The sequence below is a fragment of the Paraburkholderia lacunae genome, assembly GCF_003353175.1.
Classification (GTDB): Bacteria; Pseudomonadota; Gammaproteobacteria; order Burkholderiales; family Burkholderiaceae; genus Paraburkholderia; species Paraburkholderia lacunae.
The window spans coordinates 20911-44562 of sequence record NZ_QHKS01000032.1 but is presented as its reverse complement, the minus strand read 5'-3'; the positions used below and the strand labels follow the sequence as shown (position 1 = coordinate 44562).

15 protein-coding genes are annotated in these 23652 nt (G+C 63.7%); 8 read left to right on the top strand and 7 right to left on the bottom strand.

Annotated elements, in window-relative coordinates; genetic code table 11:
- Positions 1-45: 45 nt before the first annotated feature.
- From DLM46_RS32700 to DLM46_RS32675, 6 genes are all read right to left on the bottom strand, one after another.
- Positions 46-1365 carry an MFS transporter gene (locus DLM46_RS32700; RefSeq protein ID WP_115107864.1) on the bottom strand — a complete coding sequence of 440 codons (1320 nt, stop codon included), beginning with the start codon at positions 1363-1365 and terminating at the stop codon, positions 46-48.
- A 350-nt stretch (positions 1366-1715) separates the two neighbouring features.
- Positions 1716-3026 (bottom strand): HlyD/EmrA/EmrK family protein, encoded by a 1311-nt coding sequence (locus DLM46_RS32695; RefSeq protein WP_115107862.1) that lies wholly within the window; start codon positions 3024-3026, stop codon positions 1716-1718.
- A gap of 34 nt (positions 3027-3060) precedes the next feature.
- Entirely contained in the window at positions 3061-4569 is a 1509-nt protein-coding gene (locus tag DLM46_RS32690; protein WP_115107859.1) for an efflux transporter outer membrane subunit, read from the bottom strand.
- Between the two features lie 55 nt (positions 4570-4624).
- Entirely contained in the window at positions 4625-5062 is a 438-nt protein-coding gene (locus tag DLM46_RS32685) for a MarR family winged helix-turn-helix transcriptional regulator (RefSeq protein ID WP_115107857.1), read from the bottom strand.
- A 101-nt stretch (positions 5063-5163) separates the two neighbouring features.
- Complete coding sequence (locus DLM46_RS32680; RefSeq protein WP_115107854.1) at positions 5164-6726, bottom strand: DHA2 family efflux MFS transporter permease subunit; 1563 nt, start codon at positions 6724-6726, stop codon at positions 5164-5166.
- A gap of 100 nt (positions 6727-6826) precedes the next feature.
- Positions 6827-7495, bottom strand: a complete 669-nt coding sequence (locus DLM46_RS32675) for a MarR family winged helix-turn-helix transcriptional regulator (protein ID WP_341868614.1) — start codon at positions 7493-7495, stop codon at positions 6827-6829.
- Positions 7496-7759: 264 nt separating this feature from the next.
- Here DLM46_RS32675 and DLM46_RS32670 point away from each other — a divergent pair, with 264 nt between their 5' ends.
- The 6 genes from DLM46_RS32670 to DLM46_RS32645 all read left to right on the top strand — a co-directional run bounded on the left by DLM46_RS32670 (position 7760) and on the right by DLM46_RS32645 (position 17571).
- A complete protein-coding gene (locus tag DLM46_RS32670; RefSeq protein WP_115107848.1) occupies positions 7760-9094 on the top strand; it encodes an MFS transporter in 1335 nt (444 codons plus the stop codon).
- Positions 9095-9468: 374 nt separating this feature from the next.
- A complete protein-coding gene (gene nirB / locus DLM46_RS32665; protein ID WP_115107845.1) occupies positions 9469-12009 on the top strand; it encodes a nitrite reductase large subunit NirB in 2541 nt (846 codons plus the stop codon).
- Positions 12010-12041: 32 nt separating this feature from the next.
- Positions 12042-12389 (top strand): nitrite reductase small subunit NirD, encoded by a 348-nt coding sequence (gene nirD / locus DLM46_RS32660; protein WP_115107843.1) that lies wholly within the window; start codon positions 12042-12044, stop codon positions 12387-12389.
- The gene (locus tag DLM46_RS32655; RefSeq protein ID WP_115107915.1) at positions 12386-13657 is read left to right on the top strand and encodes an NAD(P)/FAD-dependent oxidoreductase; all 1272 of its coding nucleotides are present in this window, start codon (positions 12386-12388) and stop codon (positions 13655-13657) included. Before nirD ends, DLM46_RS32655 begins: the two co-directional genes overlap by 4 nt.
- A 13-nt stretch (positions 13658-13670) precedes the next feature.
- Positions 13671-16493, top strand: a complete 2823-nt coding sequence (locus tag DLM46_RS32650; protein WP_115107841.1) for a nitrate reductase — start codon at positions 13671-13673, stop codon at positions 16491-16493.
- A 76-nt stretch (positions 16494-16569) separates the two neighbouring features.
- The gene (locus DLM46_RS32645) at positions 16570-17571 is read left to right on the top strand and encodes a DnaJ C-terminal domain-containing protein (protein ID WP_115107838.1); all 1002 of its coding nucleotides are present in this window, start codon (positions 16570-16572) and stop codon (positions 17569-17571) included.
- 169 nt (positions 17572-17740) lie between these two features.
- Here the strand turns inward: DLM46_RS32645 and DLM46_RS39935 are convergent, their stop codons facing one another.
- Positions 17741-18229, bottom strand: coding sequence for a hypothetical protein (locus DLM46_RS39935; RefSeq protein WP_208866367.1), 489 nt, complete (start codon positions 18227-18229; stop codon positions 17741-17743).
- Positions 18230-18836: 607 nt separating this feature from the next.
- Between DLM46_RS39935 and DLM46_RS32635 the strand changes: the two genes are divergently transcribed.
- Together DLM46_RS32635 and DLM46_RS32630 are read left to right on the top strand one after the other, a co-directional pair.
- On the top strand, positions 18837-20483 hold the full coding sequence (locus DLM46_RS32635; RefSeq protein ID WP_115107836.1) for a methyl-accepting chemotaxis protein: 1647 nt from the start codon (positions 18837-18839) through the stop codon (positions 20481-20483).
- Positions 20484-20757: 274 nt separating this feature from the next.
- Complete coding sequence (locus DLM46_RS32630) at positions 20758-23358, top strand: 2-oxoglutarate dehydrogenase E1 component (RefSeq protein WP_115107834.1); 2601 nt, start codon at positions 20758-20760, stop codon at positions 23356-23358.
- Positions 23359-23652: the final 294 nt, after the last annotated feature.

Genomic DNA, 23652 nt, shown 5'->3' with positions numbered 1-23652 from the left:
TCATCTTCCGGAAAAGGTTCGTATGGGTTGGCACGCGCACCGAGGTCACGCCGGCGCTCGCGCGGTATCGGCGCGCGCGGGCTGGTCCTCGATCGGCTTGCGCACGAGCAGCAGATAGCTCATCGCGCCGACGAACGCGATGCCCGCAGCCGTCAGCAGTGCGGGCACGAACGACCAGGTCTGCGCGATGTAGCCGGTCAGGATCGGCGCGAGCGCACCGCCTAAAAAGCCGCCGAAATTCTGGATCGCGCCGAGCGAGCCGACGCGATTCGGCGGAGCGGCGGCGGTGGCGAGAGCCCAGGAGCTGGCGGATGCCGCGTTGGCCAGGAAAATCACCACCGAGATGCACAGGATCGCGATCGTGTTGCTCTCGACGAGTGCAGCCGGAATCGTGAAGGCGACCATGCCGAGCATCGCGAGCACCACCGCATTGCGGCGGCTTGCGACCGGGCTCGCACTTCGGCTCGTGATGAGGTCGGAGAACCAGCCGGCCGTGAGCGAGCCGAGAAAGCCGCAGAAGAACGGCACCGATGCCGCGACGCCCGTATGCATCAGGCTCATGTGACGCTCCATCGTCAGGTAGCCCGGCAGCCAGGTGAGGTACACCCAGTTCAGGTAGACCGAGCCGAAGAAGCCGATCAGCATGCCCCACGTCGTTCCATGCGAAAAGAGCGCACGCCAGTCGGCGAAGCTCACCGAAGGCGCCGGCTTGCGATCCGCTTCGTCGCCTTCGAGATAGTGGCGCTCGGCGGCGCTCATCGTGGCCTTGGCGGGATCGCGATAGGCCGCGAGCCAGACGGCCGCCACGATCAGGCCGGCGATGCCCGTCACGATGAATGCCCAGCGCCAGTGAAACTGCACGACGAGGATCGACAGGCAGAGCGGCGCGAGTGCCGTGCCGAGCGGGGACGCCGAGTTGAAGATGCCGGTCGGCTTGCCGCGTGCGCGCAGCGGAAACCAGTTGCTGACCACGCGTGCCGCCGACGGAAACTGCGGGGCCTCGCCGATGCCGAGCATGATCCGCGCAGCGATGAACCAGCCGAAGGTCGAGACGAAGCCGCCGGCGGCCTGCGCGAGCGACCAGACGATCAGGCCGATGCCGAGCAGCTTGCGCGGACCGATCCGGTCGACGAGCCCGCCCACCGGCAACTGGAATAGCGCATAGCTCCAGGAGAACGCGGAGAGCAGCAACCCCATTTGACCCAGCGACAGGCCGAGGTCATGGCGGATCAGCGGATTGGCGACGGCGAGCGTCCCGCGGTCCATATAGTTGACGATGCCGCTCACCATCAGCAGCGAGAGCGCCACGATCTGGGCGCGGCGGATTCTCGGCGGTGCCTGCTCGTGGCTCGGGGTTGCGCTCATGATCGTTGTCTCCGTTTCATGTTTTGCGTTGAGGTGCGGCGGGATTGATGTTAGCGCTTACATTTTTAATCGATGCCAAGGCACTGGCGTGCAGTTTTCTGTTTAGTTATACGTAAGCGGCTTCGTGTTAGCGCTTACATTTTGTGTCGCACCGGGGAGTATGGCAAGTGCGAGAGTGCGTTTGGCGGGTAAACACCGATCATCCGGGGCGCGAATGCTTGCGCCTGGATCGGGGCGTCGGCGACGTTCTTGACGACACCCTGCGGCGGAGTCTCGTGAACTAGCCGGCGCAGGGTGCGAAGCGTGGGATTCGTCATACTGGTCGCGAGAGATACCGATCCGATCTCCCGTCAGCCCGCGTTGCGCGCCTGAACGCGCGTCGCAACGTTCCTGGTTGACGGTTTCGCATCGCTCACGGGCGAGCCCACCTCGTTCCCGGCAATGATCTTTGCGATCTCGGCGTCGGCCTGCGCGCCATATTGCGCAAAGACATCCGTGCGATACGCCGTCGTGGTGGCCGCGCCGAGTTGCGTGCCGGAATCGTCGCGCGTGTCGGCATCGGCCTGCATCGACAGGCCGATACGCAACGGATGCGCCTCGAGTTCATGCTGATCGAGCTGGATACGCACCGGCAGGCGCTGGACGATCTTGATCCAGTTGCCCGTGGCGTTCTGCGCCGGCAGTACCGCGAAAGCGCTGCCCGTGCCCGCGGAGAAGCCCACCACCCGGCCGTGGTATTTGACGCTCCCGCCATATACGTCGGCCGTCAGTTCGACCGGCTGACCGATGCGCATATGCCGGAGCTGCCCTTCCTTGAAGTTCGCATCGACCCACACACCGTCGAGCGGCACGATCGCCATCAGCGGCGCGCCCGGCGCGACGCGCTGACCGACCTGCACCGAGCGGCGCGCGACATAACCGGTGACGGGTGCCGGCAACGTGTTGCGCGCGTAGTTCAGATAGGCGTCACGAACCTTCGAGGCCGCGGCCTGCACATTCGGATGCTGTTCGATCGTCGTGCGGTCGGTCAGTGCGCGATTGGCTTCGGCCTGCTGGCGGGCGGCATCGAGCGCGGCCTGGGCGGCGTTCACCGCATCGCGCGCGTGAGCAATGTCTTCTGCGGAAACCGCACCCGTGCCTGCCACGGCCTCACGCCGGCGCAGATCGTCGTTGGTGCGAGCAAGATCCGCCGCGCGCTGCGCCACCGTGGCCGCATAGAAATCGTTGTTCACATAAAGGCTGCTGACCTGCCGCACGGTCTGGCCGAGCGTCGCTTCGGCGTTCGTCAGCGCAACTTTCGCATCGGCGCCGTCGAGCGTGACGACCGGGTCGCCTTGCCGGACGATCTGCGTGTCGTCCGCATTGACGGCCACCACGGTCCCCGTCACCTGCGGCGTCAGTTGCACCAGATTGCCGCTGACATACGCGTCGTCGGTCGACTGGTGATAACGGGCGTACGTGATGTAGTACGCGCTGTAGGCTGCACCCGCCGCCACGACGGCGACGCCGAGGAGCGCGAGCAGCAGCTTGCGCCTGGCCGGCGGGGTGGCTTGCGGCGCTGGGTCCGCGGCGGTTGCAGTGGCGGCGGACGCGTCTCGGGTGTTGTCGATGACGGCTTCAGTGTCCGCCGTCGTGCGGTCGGACGTGTTGGTATCGCTCATTTCAGATCTCCTGACGGGTGACGAACGTGCCGTATCAACGCGCGGCGACGACGGGGTTGGCTTGCGCGGAAGCGTCCGCGCGACGGGTTTCATCTTTCGAGGTATCGACATAGCCGCCGCCGAGTGCCGAAGCGAGCGCGATCTGCTGGTCGCGGCGGTTCATCTTCAGATCGGCGACGGCCTGCTCGGCATTCAGTGCGTTCATGTCGGCATTGAGTACGGTCAGCTGGTTGGTCAGGCCCGCCTCGTATTGCGCGATCGCCAGCTGGTCGGCGCTCTGCGCGGCCTGCTGCGCAGCCTGTGCGTCGACGAGTTGCGCGTCGCTCGAACGGATCTGCGCGAGTTGCGTGGCAACGTCGGTCAGCGCGGTGATCAGCGTCTGGTTGTAGCCGGCCACGGCATAGTCGAATTCGGCGTAACGGCCCTTCAGTTGTGCGCGCAATGCGCCGCCATCGAAGATCGGCAGATGGATCGCGGCGCCTGCCGAACCCGTGCGGCTCGCGGCGCTGAGGAAGCGGCCGAAGCCGAAGGCGTCGAGGCCGATGGCCGCGCTCAGGTTGATGTCCGGGTAGAACTCGGCCTTGGCTTCCTTCACCTCGTGCGTGAGCGAATCCACGCGCCAGCGGGCGGCCACGATGTCCGGCCGGCGGCTTACGAGATCAGCCGGCAGGTTGTCCGGCAAACGCACTTCATCGCCCACGCCGAGCGCCGGACGCGCGATCGACAAACCGCGGTCCGGGCCCGCGCCGAGCAACGCGGCGAGCTGGTAACGGGTGGTCAGAATGCGGCCGTCGAGCGCCGTGAGACTGGCACGGCTCGTGGCGAGATTCGCCTGCGCGGTCTTGCGCTCCACTTCGGTATCGAGACCGGCCGCAATACGGCCCGCGGTGATGCGCTCGATCTGTTCGCGGCGCGCGACCTCCTGCTGGGCGATGTCGCGCAGCGCATACAGGCGGGCAAACTGGTTGTAAGTGCGGGCGATGGCGGTGTTCAGCGTGAGCTTGACGGCTTGCGCGTCTGCCTGGCTCGCTTGCACCTGCGACACGGCCGCCTTCAGTGCTTCACGGTTCTTGCCCCACAGGTCGAGATCGTAGGAGGCGTTCAACAGCCCCTTGTTCTCGGTCTGCCATGAGCTGGCGAAGGGCGGTGGCACGAGTGCGGTGCCGCTGTACTGCTGGCGCGTGAGCGAGTAGCTCGCGTCGACGCGCGGCAGCGTGCTCGCCTTCGCGGTTTCGCTGAACGCTTGCGCCTGGGCGACCCGGGCACGGGCCTGCTCGAGTGTCGGGCTGCCCGTGAGGGCTTCGGCGAGCAGCGCCTTCAGCTGAGCGTCGCCGAACTGCTCGGCCCAGTCGGCGGCCGGCCAGTGACCGCTTTCGGCCGGCAGGCTCTGTGTGGTCTCGAAGTGCTGTGGTTCGGCCATCTGCTTGTCGCTGTGAATGCCGGCGTAGTTGGCGCAGGCGGAAAGTACGGCTGCGAAGATTGCCGACAGACCCAGTTTCAACGCCCGGGTGCCGACGGCTGATGTAGAAATCTGCGTTTTCATTTTCTGACCTGTCAGATTAATGGGTAAAAAAAGGGGGCACTTTGCCCCACGCGGCTCAATCGCCAATGAACTTGTAAAGCAGGCGGCGCAATTCCTCGAACTCTGCTTTGGTGAAATTCTTCAACCGGGCGTTCAACACTTGTGGCGCGATTTTCGGAATCTGGGCCGCAATTTCTTCGCCCTTTTCCGTCAGCGTCAGATTGACCACGCGACGATCGTCGCCGCTGCGCGAGCGTTCCAGCAAACCCCTGGTTTCCAGCTTGTCCAGCATGCGCGTCATCAGGCCCGTGTCGATCCCGAGCAGCTTCGACAGTTCGAACGGCGTGGACGCCGTGCCGCGCTGCATTGAAAGCAGGATCCCCATCTGCTGGCTGGTGATGTCGAGGTCCTTGAGCGCCGCATCCATTTCCGCGGCGATCAGGTTGCGTGCCTTGGTCAGCGAGAAACCGACGCTTTGCGTGAGCGAGAAATTTTTGGTTGTGTAGTGGTCCATGACGGGTCCTCGATGTGTCGATATTTACAATAATTGACATGTCAGATACTGTCAAGAGGAATCTCTGGCCCGCTCGATCGCGCTCGCTGCATTCGCGCCGGTCAATGACCGCCGGCACCCGCGGCACCGGCCCCTGCGCCTTTCCCCGGCTTGGTCAGCCAGATCAGCGGAATGATCACGATAAAGATCACCGCCGATAGCCAGAAGATGTCGTTCAGCCCCAGCATCGTGGCCTGCGTGTTCAGCGACGTCTCGAAGAACGCCAGAGCCTTGGACGGACTGGCGTTGAGCGCCGTCTGCAGGCTCGCGACGGCGTCGACGAAAGTCGGGTTGTTCACGTTCGCCTGCTCGACGAGCCGCGCGTGATGCAGGATCGTCCGGTCGTTCCAGCCGGTGCTCATCAGCGACGTCCCGGCCGCGCCGGCGAAGATCCGCGCGAAGTTCGACAGCCCGGCCGCGGCCGGAATCTTTTCGGGGGGCAGCCCCGACAGGATGATCGCGGTGAGCGGCGTGAAGAAGAGGGCGGTGGGAATGCCCTGAAGCAGCGTCGGCAGCACCAGCGTGAAGGGGTCGACGCCTGTCGTGTAATGCGAGCGCATGAAGAACACGCCGGCAAAGCCGAGGAAGGCGAGCGTCGCCAGTATCCGTGAATCCGAGCGCGGCATGATCTTGCCCAGCACCGGCGCGAGGATCACCGAGAAGATGCCGAGCGGCGCCGTCACGAGCCCCGCATCGACCGAGCGGTAGCCGAGAAAGCCCTGAATCCACTGCGGCAGGATCACCAGATTCCCGAAGAACACCGCATACGCGACCGAAATCGCGATCGTGCCGCCGAGGAAATTGCGCTGGGTAAAGAGCCGCAGGTCAACGATAGGCTTCGCTTCGGTGAGCTCCCAGATCAGGAAGAACGCGAAGCTGATCGCCGCGACCACGCCGAGCGCCAAGATCACCGGGGAATTGAACCAATCGAGGTCCTTGCCCTTGTCGAGCATGATCTGCAGCGACGCGACCCATGCGATCAGCGAGAAGAGGCCCACCTTGTCGAGTGGTAGCTTGAACGCCGGCGTTTCGCGGTCCCGGTAGACCACCCACGTCACGCCGGCGGCGAACAGACCCACCGGAATGTTGATGTAGAAGATCCACGACCAACTGTAGCTGTCGGTGATCCAGCCGCCCAGCGCCGGACCGGCGATCGGCCCGACCGTCGCGGTCATCGCCCACAGCGCCAGCGCGCTCGAACTCTTCTGCTTCGGGAACGAGCCAAGCAGCAGCGCCTGCGAAAGCGGCACGAGCGGGCCCGCCACGGCGCCTTGCAATATCCGGGCGGCCAGCAGCACCGGCAGGTTGGGGGCCATACCGCAGAGCCACGACGACAGCACGAACAGCAGGATCGCCCAGACGAAAAGCTTCACCTGTCCGACGCGCTGGGTCAGCCAGCCAGTCAGCGGAATCGATACGGCGTTGGCGGCGGCGAACAGTGTGATGACCCACGTCCCTTCGTCGACGGATACGCCGAGGTTGCCCGAGATCGTCGGAATCGCGACGTTGGCGATCGACGAGTCCAGCACGTTCATGAAGGTGGCCAGCGCCACGGCAAGCGTGCCAAGTGCGAATCTGGCCCCGCTCAGTGGCGCTGGGGAGCCTGCAGGCGTCGACGGGTTCATGTTGCGTCCTTCCTGTAAGTGGGTCTGAAATCCGCCGCCTGTCGGTCAGGGTCAGCGGCATTTATCTGATATGTCAGATATATGGGTAAAAAAAAGCCGGTCATTCTCCGAGCAATTTGCCGAGGAGACGGCGCAAGGCCTCGAACTCCAACTTCGTAAAGCTCGCGAGCCGCCTGTTCAACACGGCAGCGACGATATGCGCGCCACGGAAGGCGGTCTCCCGCCCGCCGTCGGTCAGCGCGAGGTCGACCACGCGCCGGTCTTCGCAGCTTCGGGAGCGTTGCAGCAAACCCCGCTTTTCCAGCTTGTCGAGCATGCGTGTCATGAGCGCGGGATCGACACTGAGCAGCCTCGCCAGCGCGACCGGCGACTTCGCACTGTCGTCGGCAAGCCCAAGCAGAATGCCCAGTTGCTGGCTGGTGATGCCGGCTTCTTCAAGCGCTGCATCCATTTCCGTGATCACCCGATTGCGCGCTTTACTGAGCGCAAAGCCAAGGCTCTGGGTCTGCTTGAAGTCTTCCTTGATGCAGTCGCTCATCGGCAGCCTCCATTGTCTGACTGAGAATATATCTGACAATGCAGATAAATGCAAAATTTTTTTGAGGCGCGCCACGACCGACGTAAGCAACTCAACACGAAGCCGATACACCGGGATGGAGAAAGGGTGGCGGCCGCACGTCGTCTCTTGTTTTTCGATCTGCCCTAGCGAGACCGAGACCGCGCGCCACAACCTTTCCCATCGCACGGGAACAGTGCTGTGCTGCACCATCGCTGTGCTTTGTCACATCGAAATATGTCGTGCCGCCGACAGGATGCGTCGCGTGCCATCCCTTTTTACAGCTTCCTGGAACGCCGAACACTGAATTTCCGCATGTGGCACGGCATATGCATATAGAGCCCGCATAGGATCAAAGTCGATCTATCTTCATTCGAATCAATAGCAGCACCCTTACAACGGGCTTTTGGACAACGGCGTCCCCCGAATCCAGTCATCTGATTGGGTTCGCGGGACGCTTTTTTTTCTGGAACGACGATGACAGACAAAGCAACTCGCATCGACCTCTTCAGCCTGCGCACGCCACCGATGCGCGCTTTCCATCTGACGTGGATGGCGTTCTTCGTCTGCTTCTTTGCGTGGTTCGCCTGTGCACCATTGATGCCGCTGATCAAAAGCGAATTCGGGCTTTCCGTCGACCAGGTCGCCAATATCAATATCGCCGCGGTCGCCGTCACGATCCTCGTGCGGCTGATAATTGGTCCGCTATGCGACCGCTACGGCCCGCGCAAGGTCTATTGCGGCCTGATGCTCGCCGGCGTATTTCCCGTGCTCGGCGCCGCGCTATCCACGGGCTACGAGAGCTTCCTGCTGTGCCGCCTGTGCATCGGCGCGATCGGCGCCTGCTTCGTCATTAGCCAGTATCACACCTCGATGATGTTCGCGCCGAACGTGGTCGGCACCGCCAACGCGGCGACGGCCGGGTGGGGCAATACCGGGGCAGGCGCTGCGCAGGCGCTCGTGCCGCTATTGCTGGCGGCGATCATGGTGCTCGGCGCAGAGCACGCCTCGGCGTGGCGCCTCGCGCTGGTGGTGCCGGGCCTCGCGATGCCGATCATGGCGGTGTTTTACTGGCGCTTCACACAGGATTGCCCGCAAGGAAACTTTGCGGAACTGCGGGCGAGCGGAATCGCGATCGACGGCGGCAAGAAGGGCGGTTGGGCGAGTTTTCGAGCGGCCTGCGCGAACTATCGCGTGTGGATGCTGTTCATCACCTACGCAGCGTGTTTCGGCGTCGAGGTCTTCATTCACAACGTCGCCGCGATCTATTACGTCGATCATTTCCACCTGTCGCTGCCGGCGGCGGGCATCGCCGCCGGCAGCTTCGGCCTGCTCGCGTTGTTTGCCCGCGCGCTGGGTGGCTGGCTGTCGGACAAGGCGGCCGCGCGTCGAGGCCTGGACGTCCGCGCGACCTTGCTGTTCGCGCTGATCGTTGGCGAAGGTCTGGGCCTCGTGGGCTTCGCGCACGCGGACAGCATCGCATTGGCCGTGATCGCCATGCTGGTTTTCGGTCTGTTCACGCACATGGCTTGCGGCGCGACCTACGCGCTGGTGCCGTTCATCGACCGCAAGGCGCTGGGCGGCGTTGCGGGTGTGATTGGCGCCGGTGGCAATGTCGGAGCGGTGGCCGCCGGCTTCCTGATGAAAGGCGTCGGCAGCGTCCAGCAGACGCTGGCGATGCTCGGCATGCTGGTCACGCTCTCCGCGTTGTGCGCGCTGGCGGTGCGCTTCAGCGGTGAACACAAGGCACGCGAAGCGGCGCTACGCGAGCATGCGCTGGCTGGCGCCGGCACCAACGGCATGGCGAATTGACGGAACGTTGCAGGCGATGACCTCTGCCATGCACTGCACGCAGAAGGTGCTGCGCCGCACCACCGTTGTGCTCTGCCGCATCGGAATGCATCAGCCCGCTCCCGGCGGACACGTCTGGCAAATACGCCTTTCTCTTGTGCAGGGCCTAACGGCGGTGATTTGTCCCGTATGGCATGGCCTTTGCGTAACTCACTGCAGCGGATCAACGATGATCCGGGCAGCACGCAGCAAAGACACTCTTTAGATCCTGATGTTTTTGGACAACGGCGTCCCCTGAATTCAGTCACTTGACGACTGGATCCGCGGGACGCCTTTTTATTTGCCGGACGAAAATCATGCCGCGAACCGCGTTGGAAATGGGTGAGACTCCAGTCATGAACGTTGTCGTCGTTGGCCACGGAATGGTGGGTCACAAGCTTCTGGAATGCCTTGTGGACGACGCCAAGTCCGCGCTGCACATCACCGTGCTGTGCGAGGAGCCTCGTCCGGCCTATGACCGCGTGCATCTGTCCGAATTCTTTTCCGGCAAGTCCGCTGAGGACCTGTCGCTCGTCAAGCCAGGCTTCTTCGAGCGCGAGAACGTGCTGCTCAAGCTCAACGCGAAGGCGGTTTCGATCGACCGGGAGGCCCGCACGGTGAGCATCTCGAACGGCGAGACGCTTTCCTACGACAAACTGGTGCTCGCCACCGGTTCGTCGCCTTTTGTTCCGCCCATGGCGGGCAGCGATCGTGAGGACTGCTTCGTCTATCGCACCATCGAAGATCTCGAAGCGATGCAGGAATGCGGCGCGCGGGCGAAGTCGGGGGTGGTGGTCGGCGGCGGCTTGCTGGGGCTTGAATGTGCGAAGGCGCTGCATGATATGGGCCTGGCCGCGCATGTCGTCGAGTTCGCACCTCGCCTGATGGCGGTCCAGGTCGACGACGGCGGCGGACGGGTTCTGCGCAGCAAGATCGAGGAGCTGGGCGTGCAGGTCCATACGGCCACGCACACGCTCGCCATCGTCGATGGCGAAGCGGGCACCCATCGGATGCAGTTCGCTGACGGCACGCATCTCGACACCGACATGATTGTGTTCTCCGCCGGTATCCGTCCGCGCGATGAGATTGCGCGTGCCTGCGGGCTGGAACTGGGTCCGCGTGGCGGCATTGCGATCGACGACACCTGCCGCACGAGCGATCCCGACATCTATGCGATCGGCGAATGCGCGGCGTGGAACGGCATGGTGTATGGCCTCGTGGCGCCAGGGTATGACATGGCACGCGTCACAGCGAAGCAACTGCTGGGCGATCAAGCCGGTTTCGGCGGCGCGGACATGAGCACCAAGCTCAAGCTGATGGGTGTGGATGTCGCGAGCATCGGCGATGCGCACGGCAAGACGCCGGGCAGCCGCACGTACCAGTTCAGCGACGAACGCAAGCAGGTCTACAAGAAGCTGGTGGTGTCCGAGTGCGGCAAGCAACTGCTCGGCGCCGTGATGGTCGGCGACGCGAGCGAATACGGAACGCTGCTGCAGATGATGCTGAACCGCATCGAATTGCCGGAAGCACCGGAATTCCTGATCCTGCCGCAAAGCGACGGCAAGGCCAAGCCCGGACTTGGGGTCGACGCGCTGCCCGAGGCCGCGCAGATCTGCTCGTGCAACAATGTCTCCAAAGGCGAAATCTGCGCGGCGGTGTGTGCGGGCGCGACCAGTATCGGCGCTGTGAAGAGCGCAACATGCGCTGGCACCTCGTGCGGCGGCTGCGTGCCGCTCGTCACCCAGGTGATGAAGGCGGAGATGAAGAAGCAGGGGCTCGCGGTCAATAACCACGTGTGCGAGCACTTCCCGTATTCGCGCCAGGAGCTGTATCACATCGTGCGTGTCGAGGGCGTGCGCAGCTTCGGCGCATTGCTCGCGAAGCATGGCCGCGGGCTCGGCTGCGATATCTGCAAGCCGGCGGTGGCGAGCATCCTCGCGTCGTGCTGGAACGAATTCGTGCTGAAGAAAGAGCACGCGTCGCTGCAGGACACCAACGATTACTACCTCGCCAACATCCAGCGCGACGGCACGTATTCGGTCGTGCCGCGCATGCCGGGCGGCGAGGTGACGCCCGATGGGCTGATCGCGGTCGGCCAGGTCGCGAAGAAATACGGTCTCTACACGAAGATCACCGGCGGTCAGCGGGTCGATATGTTCGGCGCGCGCGTCGAGCAACTGCCGCTGATCTGGGAAGAACTGATCGCCGCCGGTTTCGAATCGGGCCATGCGTACGGCAAATCGCTGCGCACCGTGAAGTCGTGTGTCGGCTCGACGTGGTGCCGCTACGGCGTCGGCGATTCGGTGGGCCTCGCGGTCGAGATCGAGAACCGCTACAAGGGCCTGCGTACGCCGCACAAGATCAAGTTCGGCGTGTCGGGCTGCACCCGCGAATGCGCGGAAGCGCAGGGCAAGGACGTCGGCATCATCGCCACCGAGAAGGGCTGGAATCTCTACGTGTGCGGCAACGGCGGCATGAAACCGCGCCACGCCGAACTGCTCGCGTCGGACCTCGATCACGACACGCTGGTGCGCTACATCGACCGCTTCCTGATGTTCTACGTGCGCACCGCCGATAGGCTGCAACGCACCAGCGTGTGGCGCGACAACCTCGAAGGCGGCCTCGCGTACCTGATCGACGTGGTGGTCAACGATCGTCTTGGGGTTGCGTCGGAGCTCGAGGCGGAGATGCAGCACGTGGTCGACAGCTACGAAGACGAGTGGAAAAAGGCCGTCACCGATCCCGAAACGCGCAAGCGCTTCCGTCATTTCGTCAACAGCGAACAGGCCGACAGCACCGTCGCGTTCGTCGAGGAGCGCGGCCAGATCCGGCCTGCGACGCCCGCCGAGCGGCAAGCGAAGCAATTCCCGATTCCTGTGGTCGTCGAGACCGCCTGACCATCCACAGCACCTATCTTGAGGAGCCCCGCATGAACAGCAATCGACTTCCGCAATCCTGGATGCCCGTGTGTGCGCTCGACGACATTGTTCCGAATACTGGCGTCTGTGCACTCGTCAATGGCGAGCAGGTAGCGGTATTTCACGTCGCGGACGGTAACGGCAGCGTGTTCGCGATCGACAACTTCGATCCGGGCTCGCAGGCGGCGGTGCTCTCTCGCGGGCTGATCGGCAGTCTCGGTGAGCGCATCGTGGTGGCCTCGCCGATCTACAAGCATCACTTCGACCTGCGCACCGGCGAGTGCCTCGAGGCGCCCGAGAATTCCGTCAACGCCTACCCGGTGCGGGTCGAGAGCGGCCAGGTGTGGGTCGCGGCATGAGACACGAATATGCCGTGCAGACCTCAGGAGGCGCATCGTTCACCGCGCCTTCCCGACCACGTCTCGTTGTCGTCGGCAACGGCATGGCCGGGATGCGCACTGTCGAGGAACTGCTCAAGCTCGCGCCGGACCTCTACGACATCACCGTATTCGGTGCCGAGCCGTACGGTAACTACAACCGCATCCTGCTGTCGCCGGTGCTCGCGGGCGAGAAGAGTGTCGACGATATCATCCTCAACACGCGTGACTGGTATGCAGACAACGGTATCCGGCTGCATGCGGGCGACCCGGTGGCCGCGATTGACCGCAGGCGCCGCATCGTGCGCTCGCAAAGCGGCATCGAGGTGGGCTACGACCGGCTGCTGATCGCGACCGGCTCCAAGCCATTCCTGATTCCGGTGCCGGGTCACCAACTGCCGGGGGTGATCGCGTTTCGCGACATCCAGGACGTCGAAACGATGCTCGCCGCAGCGCGCAGTCACCGTCATGCGGTGATCATCGGCGGCGGTCTCCTCGGGCTGGAGGCGGCGAACGGACTCATGCGCCAAGGCATGTCGGTCACGGTCGTGCACGACACCGACAGCCTGATGGACCGCCAGCTCGACAGGAGCGCATCGGCCCTGCTGTTGCAGACGCTGGAGCGCAGGGGCTTGCGCTTCATGCTGAAGGCACGCACCGCCGAGATAGTCGGGCCGGAGCGTGTCACCGCAGTGCGTTTTAACGACGGCACGGAGATTCCCGCCGACCTGGTTGTCATGACGGCCGGGGTGCGCCCGAATATCGAACTCGCGAAACAGGCGGGCTTGCACTGTGAGCGAGCGATCGTCGTCGACGACACGTTGCAGACCTACGATCCGCGTGTCTACGCGGTCGGCGAGTGCGTGCAGCACCGGACGGCGACCTTCGGTCTCGTCGCGCCGATCTGGGACCAGGCGCGTGTCTGCGGCGCGCACCTGGCCGGTGCGGGCCACCGTCGGTACGTGCAGCGCGCGACGGCGACCAAGCTGAAAGTCACAGGCGTCGACCTTTATTCTGCCGGTGATTTCGCCGGCGGCCCGGACAGTGAAGACCTCGTGCTTCGCGATCCGCGACGAGGCGTCTACAAGCGCCTCGTGATCGAGGATAGCCGGGTGATCGGCGCGGTCCTGTACGGCGACGTCAAGGACGGAGCGTGGTACTTCGAGCTGATCCAGAACCGGACCGACATTTCTCCGCTGCGCAGCCAATTGCTGTTCGGCAAAGCCCTGTGCGAGGCGCAGCTCGCCTGAACCGGAATCGAACGTGAGTTTTCCCATTGTCATTTCCAACACGCCTGACGGTAGGCGTGACGCGGTCCGAACCACCTGCCCCTATTGCGGCGTCGGCTGCGGTGTGCTCGCGACGCCACGCCCGGACGGCCAGCCCGACATTGCCGGCGACGAACGCCATCCGGCAAACGCAGGCCGCCTGTGCGTGAAGGGCTCGGCGCTCGGCGAAACGGTCGGGCTCGATGGACGCCTGCTGCATCCGAAGCTGCGCGAGCCGGGCAGCGGTGAGTTGCGCGACGTGTCGTGGAGCGATGCGCTCGACACGGTCGCCGGTGGCTTTCGCCGGATCATCGATCAGCATGGCCCAGATGCAGTCGCGCTCTACGTCTCGGGACAACTGCTGACGGAGGATTACTACGTCGCCAACAAGCTGATGAAAGGCTATGTCGGCAGCGCGAACATCGACACCAATTCGCGCCTGTGCATGTCGTCATCGGTCGCGGGGCACAAGCGTGCGTTCGGCGAAGACCTGGTGCCGGTGTGCTACGAAGACCTCGAACTGGCGGACCTGGTGGTGCTGGTCGGATCGAACACCGCGTGGTGCCATCCGATCCTGTTCCAGCGGATTGTCAGGATCAAGGAAACGCGACCCGATATGAAGGTCGTGGTGATCGACCCGCGCTACACCGCGACCTGCGAGATGGCCGACCTGCACCTGCCGCTGAAGGCGGGCACCGACGTCCGGCTGTTCAACGGCCTGTTCAGTTTTCTCGCGGAACACGACACGACCGACGCAGGTTTCGTCGATGCGCATACGACCGGCTACGAGCAAGCGCTCGATGCCGCCTCAACCGACGCGGCGAACGGCTTCGACCTCGCGCAGTGCGCGAAGGCCTGCAAGGTCGACCCACACGATCTGCTCGAGTTCTATCGGCTCTTCGCGCGGACCGAGCGGGTGGTGACGGTCTATTCTCAGGGTGTGAATCAGTCGACCTCCGGCACTGACAAGGTCAACAGCATCATCAATTGCCATCTGCTGACAGGGCGCATCGGCAAGCCGGGGATGGGCCCGTTCTCGTTTACCGGACAGCCGAACGCGATGGGCGGGCGTGAAGTGGGCGGCCTCGCGAACATGCTGGCGGCACATCTGGAACTCGACAATCCGCGCCATCGCGACCTCGTGCAGACTTTCTGGGGTTCGCCCGCCATCGCGGAACGGCCGGGACTCAAGGCAGTCGAGCTATTCGATGCGATCGGGACAGGCCGGATCAAGGCTGTCTGGATCATGGGCACGAACCCGGTTGTGAGCCTGCCCGATGGCGATCAGGCGAAGCGCGCGCTCGCGCGCTGCGAGCTCGTCGTCAGCTCCGACATCGTCGAGTGCACCGACACCAATGCGTTTGCCCACGTCCTGCTGCCGGCGCTCGGCTGGGGCGAGAAAGACGGCACCGTCACCAACTCCGAGCGCCGGATCTCGCGCCAGCGAGCGTTCCTGTCGGCACCGGGCGAAGCGCGTGCCGACTGGCGGATCATCTGCGACGTCGCTCAGCGCATGGGGTATGCCGGCTTCGATTTTTCGGCTCCGCATGAGATCTTCGACGAGCATGCGCGGCTGAGCGCTTATCGTAACGAGCCGGGCAACGGTGACGGGAGCACCGGCAGCGACGCGAAAACTGGCAACGCACACATCGAAGGCGATGTGCCGCGCGTGTTCAATCTGGGTGGGCTCGTCGCGCTCGGCCGCGAGCGCTACGATGCTCTGCAGCCGATCCAGTGGCCGGTACTGGCGGCGAATGGCGCGGCGCAGCGCGGTACCGCGCGACTCTTCGGTGATCGCCGCTATGGGCACCCGGACGGCAAGGCGCGGTTCGTCGCGACACCGCCGCGCGCACCGGTCCATGCGCCGGACGTCGAGTATCCGCTGACGCTAAATACCGGCCGGGTGCGCGACCAATGGCACACGATGACCCGCACGGGCAAGTCGGAGAAGCTCGCCGGCCACGTGACGGAAGCATTCGTCGATTTGCATCCGCAGGACGCGCTGTCGTGCGGTGTGCGTGAAGGTGAGCTCGCGCGCGTGTCGAGCCGTTGGGGCACGATGGTCGCACGTGTGCAGCACGGCGGTGGCATGTCGCGAGGCAGCGTGTTCGTGCCGATCCACTGGAACGATCAGGTGGCGTCCGACGCGCGTGTCGGCGCGGTAGTGAATCCCGAGGTCGATCCGGTCTCCGGGGAGCCCGAGTTCAAACATACGCCGGTTCGCGTCGACCGGTTTGACGTCGCCTGGCACGGTTTCTCGTTGAGCCGTCACGCTCCGGTGCTGGACGACGTGACCTACTGGACGCGCGTCCACGGCACGCAGTTCGTGCGCTACGAACTCGCAGGGCGCAAGCCGCTCGACGATCACAGCGGCTGGGCGCAAGCGCTGTTAGGTATTGACGATCCGCACGCCGACTGGCTCGAGTACGAGGACAGGACGGCGGGCATCTATCGCGCTGTGCATCTGGTCGACGAGCGTATCGAGAGTTGCATCTTCGTATCGGCGCGCCCCGAGTCGCCGTTGCCGTCGCGTACGTGGCTCGCGAGCCTGTTCGGGAAGGACTGGCTCGACGAGGAGGATCGTGCCGGCCTGCTGTTTGGACAGCCGATCGGCAAGGGCGTCGATACGGGGCCCACGGTCTGCTCGTGTTTCGGTGTCGGACGCAACACGATATGCACGGCGATCCGTGAGCAAGGGCTAAAGACTGCGGCGGAGATCACCGCGTGCCTGAAGGCCGGTGGCAACTGCGGGTCCTGCGTGCCGGAACTGAAGAAGCTACTGGTCGACACCGAGCTGGAACGGTTGAGCACCGCCTGAATCTCCCGTCATCGACAACAGACTTTCGCTCCCGTCTTGATAGACTTGCGCTTCCAGAAAGAAACAGGGAAAAGGCGTGAGCCTCGACGAATACTACAGGCGACTCGAACTGCCAGACACTGCGTCGCCCGCAGACGTCAAACGCGCATACCGACGGCTGAGAGCGAAGTACCACCCGGACCGCAACAAGGGGCGCGAATCGACAGTCGAGCCAGTGTTCAAGCGCGTTCAGGAGGCATTCGAGATTCTGACCGGCAAGCGCACACCGCTGGTGCGGAGTCCGGTGGCGGAATCGACTGAAGGCCGTGGCAAGGAAGCGCCGTCACGCGAACACCGCAGCCCGCCGCCGATGCGCGGCGCGAACTGTCTGGTCGAACTCTTCGCACCGCTCGAAGCCGCGATCCATGGCGGCGAGGTCGAAGCGAGCTACGCAGTGAACGGGCCGTGCCGCCAGTGCCAGGACGGCGTCTCGCAGTGCGCGCGCTGCGGCGGCAGCGGCCAGTCGGTCTCGGGCATGCGCTGCGCTGCCTGTGCGGGAACCGGGCGCGCGCCGGCGAGTGACCGGTGTGCAACGTGTCTCGGCACTGGCGTCAGGACCTACCGGAAGTTCGAGACAGTCAGGATTCCCCCAGGTGCGTGGGACGGTCAGCGTCTTGTCGTCAAAGGCGGCGGCCATCCCGGACCGAATGGCGGTCCGCCGGGCGACGCGATCTTCTCGGTCGTCATTGTGTGCGGCTCGGCCTTTCGCCGTGACGGGCTGAATCTCGCTTGCGAGATTCAGGTTGATTTCGTCACGGCGACCCTCGGCGGCCACTTCGAAGCGCAGATTCTGGGCCGCGCGCTGCAGATGACGATTCCGCCGAACGCGCAGCCGGGCAACACGATTCGTCTGCACGGGCATGGGCTCACGGACCGCAACGGCTCGCGCGGCGACCTCACGCTGCAACTGGTGCTCGCGATGCCGTCTGCGGTTGCACATCTGACCGAGAACGAGCGACAACGGCTGCGCGAGATTTTTGCGGACGCGGAGCGTCGAGCAACGCAGGCGATTGCTCCACGCTCGTACGACAATTCCTGAAAACTTTTTCTCCTTGAGGACGGCCGCATCTGTTTTGTAGGCCGCAAGCCGCGTCACGCGCGTTTGAACTTGGGCGCGCACACGTCCTCCCGATGCAGTCGTACCTCTTGTGGCACGACGCGATCAAGCCGGTCATCAACCTGCGCATAGGTCCGGTGCGTGATTCCGGTTACTTGCGCGTACCGCCACCGTGCGATCCGCTCGCGCCCGACGGCAGAAAGTCACTGCCGAATCCACTTGAGTCGTGCCCGCCGCCGCGGCCTTCGGCGTGTGCTTCGCCATGCCCGCCGCCGTGGCCTTCGGCACGCACTTCGCCGTGCCCGGCGCCGTGTCCGCCGCCAGCCATGGCGCCGCCGTGATGAAAGTCACGATCATGGTCATGGCCGCGATGAAAATCGAAGTCATGGTCATGGTCATGATCACGGTCATGGTGGTGATGATGGTGAAAGTGGTCGATATCGACAAAGCCGACAAAGCCTTCCTCGTACAGGGGATACCCAGAGCCGGGACCGCAGTAATATTCGGCGCTCGCGGGATGGGTCATCACGTATTCCTGATCACAGGAATTCATCGATGTATCGTAAGGCGTCGCGGCACAGCCGCCCAGCACCGCGGCTGCAAACACCCCTGTCAAAGGGGCTAAATTCACGTGCTGCACGGTAACACCTCGTCTAATGCGGCGGAACGACTCCGCTAAAGATTTAGACCGCGGCGGGGCGTGCATGTCCGGGGGCCGTGCAGGGGAAAATCGTTACCGCGTGTGACAAAACGAAGTCACCGAGCCCCTCGTGATGAACCCGCCAGACCCGGCGTCTGAGGCAAATCACAATCGTTCTGTCGTCCCACCCCGGGCGCCTGGCCCCGGCTGCGGATCGTCCCGCATCGGAAGCTGACAGCCGCCGACAGGCGAGCCGCCGCGCAACCCTTACCGCTCCTCGAGTTCGATCTGCGCACCGATATTCAGTGCGAGGGCGAACCCTTAATTCATCAGACGAATTGCCGTTAACGCGTTTGAGACCCTCCCAGCCGGAACGGGGAAGCGAATGGCAACCCGGTTCAGGCGGCGCGAAGCTTGCCGCCTCGAGCCCCTTTGTGTTGCTCAGACAGCGCATCCGTTGCCGAAGCGTCGGCCACCTCGCAGTGCGCGCATTGCAACGTGCCGCGATTCGCTTTCGCCTGCGCACGTGTATCGGCCCGATCGCTGAAATCCCGTCGGAGCGTCGCATTAGCGTTTGAAACACTGTGGATATAGGAGTTACGAACAAATGTGGATTGCAAACCTGAAAATCGGGGCTCGTCTCAGTTCAGCGTTCGGCCTCGTCGTCGCGCTGTTGATAGGAACGGCGGTCGTCGGCATCGAGCACCTCGATTCCAGCAACGCCAAGATGGACAGCATCGTCAGTGAGCGCTACTCGCTGATCGCCTTGAGCAACCAGATCAAGAACAACGGCTACAAGGCCAATGGGATTCTGAGCAACCTGTTGCTGGCCAGCTCCGACGAGCAGGCGAAGAAATACATGGACGACTATGCCGTCATCAGAAAAACCAATGCCGACGCGTACGCCAGGCTCGAAAGTCTACTGAAGAGCGACGAGAGCAAGGCGCTCTTCAAGGCGCAATTCGAGGCGCGCACCGCTTACGGCAGCAGTGTCCGCAAGTTCTTCGAGCTCGTGAAGGAGAACCGGCAGCAGGAAGCTCGCGAGCTCTATCTCGGCGGCCTTGCGCGTCAGCAGGACGAGTATTACGTGCTGGTCGACAAGATGGTCGACTACCAGGCGGCCCAGATGCAAAAGGACGTCGTGCGAGCGGCCGACGAAGGGAACAACGCCAAGATCCAGATGGTTCTGCTGTCCATCGGCGCAATCTTGGTTGCAGTGGCAACAGGCTTCTTCATCACGCGAGGCATCACACGGCCGATCAACCGCGCAGTGAGCCTCGCCGAAGCGGTGGCTCAAGGCAACCTGACTCATCGTCTCGAGATCGACTCGAAAGACGAGGTCGGCAGGCTGCTGGACGCACTGAGGCACATGATCGACAACCTGCACGGCATCGTAGTCCGGGTTCGCAAGGGGACCGAAACGATCACCCATGCGTCACGCGAAGTCGCAAGCGGAAACATGGATCTGTCCAGCCGGACGGAGCAGCAGGCAAGCGCCCTCGAGCAAACGGCGGCCGCCATGGAGCAGCTCACGTCCACAGTCAGACAGAACGCGGACAACGCGCTCGAGGCAAACCGGGTTGCATCGAACGCGTCCGTCATTGCGGCAAAGGGCGGGCAGGCCGTCAACCGTGTGGTGGACACGATGAGCGCGATCAACGACTCGTCGCGCAAGATCGTCGACATCATCGGCGTCATCGAAGGCATTGCGTTCCAGACCAACATCCTCGCGCTGAATGCCGCTGTGGAGGCCGCGCGCGCCGGCGAGCACGGCCGAGGCTTCGCCGTGGTCGCGGCGGAAGTACGCAGCCTCGCCCAGCGCAGTGCAGTCGCTGCGAAAGAAATCAAGGCGCTCATCGACGACTCGGTCGGCCACGTCGACAACGGCAGCAAGATCGTCGAAGAAGCCGGGCAGATCATTCGCGAAGTCGTGAGCAGCATTTCGCAGGTCACGGCAATCGTCGGGGAGATGAGTTCGTCCAGTCGGGAACAGAGCGACGGCATCGAGCAGATCAGCCGCGCAGTCACACAGATGGACCAGGTTACCCAGGAAAACGCGGCACTGGTCGAAGAAAGCGCCGCTGCAGCGCAGGCCTTGCGCGACCAGGCTGCCCAGCTCACCGACATGGTCGCTGAGTTCACCCTCGACGAGGCGGTGTCTCGCGATCTGCGTTCGCAATCCCCCGCGGTACGCGCGAGCGACCCGCGTCACAGGATCGACGTTACGCGGCCGCCGCTGCTGCTCGGCAGTTGAAAGCGGCGGTCGCTGAATCACGCTGAATCACGCTGAATCACGCAGAAGCACATAGGCATAAAGGACGGAGACACGAGCCGGTTGGGCAATGCGGCTCGATGAAAGAAGCAATGGAGCGCGAGCGCAGGTGTGCGCCACTCGCGGTCCAGGTCAGCTCGCCGCCTGCTCGACGGCGCCCGTCCTGCTGCATCAGCCTGGCGCTGCCGGCCGAGGGGCTATCGGGGAGTGGACAGCGAGATCCGATTAACGGTTTCTGTCGATACGCCTGAACATCATGTCCAACGATTATTCCGAGCACGTCGCCGTCCCGCAGCATTCTTCCGGCCTCCCCACGCAGCAGACGCCTGTCGAGACGCCGCCGGTCTCCGCATTGCAGATCACCCGCTTCGTCGAGGCGCATCGCCACGGCGGCTACCGGATCGCGCGTCTCGATCCGCTCGCGCTCGCGCCGCGCGTCGCGATGCCCGAACTCTCGCCGCAGTTCTATGGGCTCGATGGAGCCCAGATGCGCCCGGCCGAGCAGGCGGGATTTCCCTTCGCGTCCACCGTGGCGGAGCTGGAGCAGCAACTCAAACGCGTCTACTGCGGCGCGCTCGGACTCGACTGCAGCGGTGTGCGCAACGGGTCGCGCCAGCGATGGCTCTTCAACCGCATGGAGTCCGAACTCGTCTGTCCCGCGCCGACCCCGCAACAGCGCGACGCGGTACTGGGCCGCCTGCTGGCAGCGGAAATGTGGGAGCGCCTTGTGGTGTCTCGCCACGAACACGCCAAGCGCTTTTCTCTGGAAGGCTGCGACAGCCTCGTGCCGCTGCTGGACGCGTTGATCGACAGCGCGGCCATCGACGGTGTGCAGCAGATCTTTCTGGGCATGCCTCATCGCGGACGTCTCAACGTGCTTGTCAATGTGATGGACTTCCCTGTCACGAAGATGTTGGCTTGCCTCGACCACGAATCCGACATTGCCGCCGTGCAGACCGATCTGCCCTACCACCTGGGCGGCACGACGCGCAAGCAGACCCAGCATGGCGAAGTCGCGCTGTTGCTGGCACATAACCCGTCGCATCTGCAGAGTGTGTACCCCGTCGTCAGCGGCATGGCACGCGCATGGCAGGATGACCACCCGGATGCGGCTTGCGTACCGATCGTCGTTCACGGCGACGCCGCATTCGCCGGCCAGGGCATCGTCATGGAGACGCTGAACCTGACTCGCAAGAGCGGCTACACGCTGGGCGGCACCATTCATGTCATCGTCAACAATCAGATCGGCTTTACGACGCCCAATCTGATGGATGTGGGCGAGAACACGTATTGCACGGACATCACGCGCGTGATCGACGCGCCCGTCATTCACGTCAATGCCGACCACCCGGACGATGTCATTCGCGCTGCCCGGATCGCGTTCGACTACCGGATGAAACACGAAGCGGACGTTGTCATCGACCTGATCGGCTACCGGCGCCTCGGACACTCGGAGCATGACATTCCGGCCATCACGCAGCCGCGGGTGCAGACAGCCGTCGCGGTCCACCCCACGGTAACGGAGCGCTATCACGCCGCAATCGGTGCCACGGAGCCACTCGCGGATTTGCGTGCGCACGCGCTGCGTACCTTGCAGGCGCAACCGGTCGATGCGCATTCTTCCGTTCGCGCGCCAGGTACGCGTGAGAACGCTGCAACGACGCCGTTCCATCCGATATCGCCGGAGCGCATCCGCTCGTTGACGGCAGCGGCGACCTGCGTGCCGGACGGCTTCCGTCTGCATGAATTCGTCGGCAACCTCATCGCGAGGTGGCAGGCGACGGCCAGCAGCCCGGGTCATGCCGCGGACTGGTGTTTTGCCGAAAACATCGCTTACGCGTCCGTGCTGGAAGAGGGGCACAGCATTCGTCTTTCGGGCATGGACGTGGGTCGCGGCACGTTCATGCACCGGCATGCGGTCTGGCACGCACAGGAGGTTCAGCCTGCCGTCGGCGGTGTTCATATCCCGCTCAGACATATCGCCGCGCATCAGGGCGTGTTCGATATCGTCAATTCACCTCTTACCGAAGAAGCCGCACTAGGCTTCGAATATGGGTACAGCGTGCAGACGAAGAAGCGGCTGACGATCTGGGAGGCGCAGTTCGGCGATTTCGTGAACGGCGCACAAGTCATCATCGACCAGTACATTGCCTCCGGCGAATGCAAGTGGGGCTATCGGTCCGCGTTGACTGTCCTGTTGCCGCATGGTCACGAAGGTGTTGGCCCGGAACATTCGAACGGTTATCTGGGGCGCTTCCTGCAACTGTGCGCCGACGACAACCTGCGCGTCGTCGTTCCGTCGACGTCGGCGCAATGGTTCCATCTGTTGCGCGAGCAGGCGATGTCGGTCCGACCCAAGCCGCTCGTCGTCATGTCGCCGAAGTCGCAGCTTTATGGCAACCCAGCCTCGCATTCGCCGCTGGAGGCGTTCGTCGACGGTTCGTTCGAGCCAGTCCTGTCGGATCAGGGCATCGCAGATCGGCGTGCCGTTAGCCGGGTCGTTCTGTGCAGCGGCAAGTTCTTTTACGAACTGCAGCGCACACGCGACGAATCGCGAGATGCATCGACGGCACTGGTTCGCATCGAACAACTGTATCCGTTTCCGCATGACGCGCTGGCGGCTAGGCTTGGTGCGTTCGAGAACCTGGCCGAGGTGGTGTGGGCACAGGAGGAGGACAGGAACCAGGGCGCGTGGCGCTTCGTGCGCGAGGAGCTCGAACAGGTGCTGCCGCCGGGCTGCCGCTTGCGCGAGGTATGCCGAGCCTCTACCGCATCGGGTGCGCATTCGTCCATCAGAGTGCATCGACGTGAACAAAGCCGTCTGGTGGCGGCCGCGTTGTCTTGCAAGGTTGGCTGAAGGTAGTCGTGAAGAGTTTGGCTCATGAAGGTGCTCGGCCTTACGAGACGAGGGGTTCGGGGAGCGCAATGATTGTGTCACCGGCGAAAGCAGGTTATGCAGGTTGAGTAGCAATCTCCCCGTGCGCCCAAGAGGAGAAGGTCGAGCATTGCTCAAGACCGCAATTCACGTTCGCATGCAAAGTCGCGGTCGGCTTGTAAAGGCGCTCTGAGTTGCCTATGGTCATAACGAAGCTCTCGAGTACATCCACCATCTGATCGAATAAAAGAGGAGGCGCGAGTTGCACGCTATTCG

What these genes read in the sequence shown, in the direction of transcription:
- DLM46_RS32700 (WP_115107864.1), bottom strand. Translation starts at nt 1,365, where the DNA reads ATGAGCGCAACCCCGAGCCACGAGCAGGCACCGCCGAGAATCCGCCGC.
- DLM46_RS32695 (WP_115107862.1), bottom strand. Translation starts at nt 3,026, where the DNA reads ATGAGCGATACCAACACGTCCGACCGCACGACGGCGGACACTGAAGCC.
- DLM46_RS32690 (WP_115107859.1), bottom strand. Translation starts at nt 4,569, where the DNA reads ATGAAAACGCAGATTTCTACATCAGCCGTCGGCACCCGGGCGTTGAAA.
- DLM46_RS32685 (WP_115107857.1), bottom strand. Translation starts at nt 5,062, where the DNA reads ATGGACCACTACACAACCAAAAATTTCTCGCTCACGCAAAGCGTCGGT.
- DLM46_RS32680 (WP_115107854.1), bottom strand. Translation starts at nt 6,726, where the DNA reads ATGAACCCGTCGACGCCTGCAGGCTCCCCAGCGCCACTGAGCGGGGCC.
- DLM46_RS32675 (WP_341868614.1), bottom strand. Translation starts at nt 7,495, where the DNA reads ATGGTGCAGCACAGCACTGTTCCCGTGCGATGGGAAAGGTTGTGGCGC.
- DLM46_RS32670 (WP_115107848.1), top strand. Translation starts at nt 7,760, where the DNA reads ATGACAGACAAAGCAACTCGCATCGACCTCTTCAGCCTGCGCACGCCA.
- nirB (WP_115107845.1), top strand. Translation starts at nt 9,469, where the DNA reads ATGAACGTTGTCGTCGTTGGCCACGGAATGGTGGGTCACAAGCTTCTG.
- nirD (WP_115107843.1), top strand. Translation starts at nt 12,042, where the DNA reads ATGAACAGCAATCGACTTCCGCAATCCTGGATGCCCGTGTGTGCGCTC.
- DLM46_RS32655 (WP_115107915.1), top strand. Translation starts at nt 12,386, where the DNA reads ATGAGACACGAATATGCCGTGCAGACCTCAGGAGGCGCATCGTTCACC.
- DLM46_RS32635 (WP_115107836.1), top strand. Translation starts at nt 18,837, where the DNA reads ATGTGGATTGCAAACCTGAAAATCGGGGCTCGTCTCAGTTCAGCGTTC.
- DLM46_RS32630 (WP_115107834.1), top strand. Translation starts at nt 20,758, where the DNA reads ATGTCCAACGATTATTCCGAGCACGTCGCCGTCCCGCAGCATTCTTCC.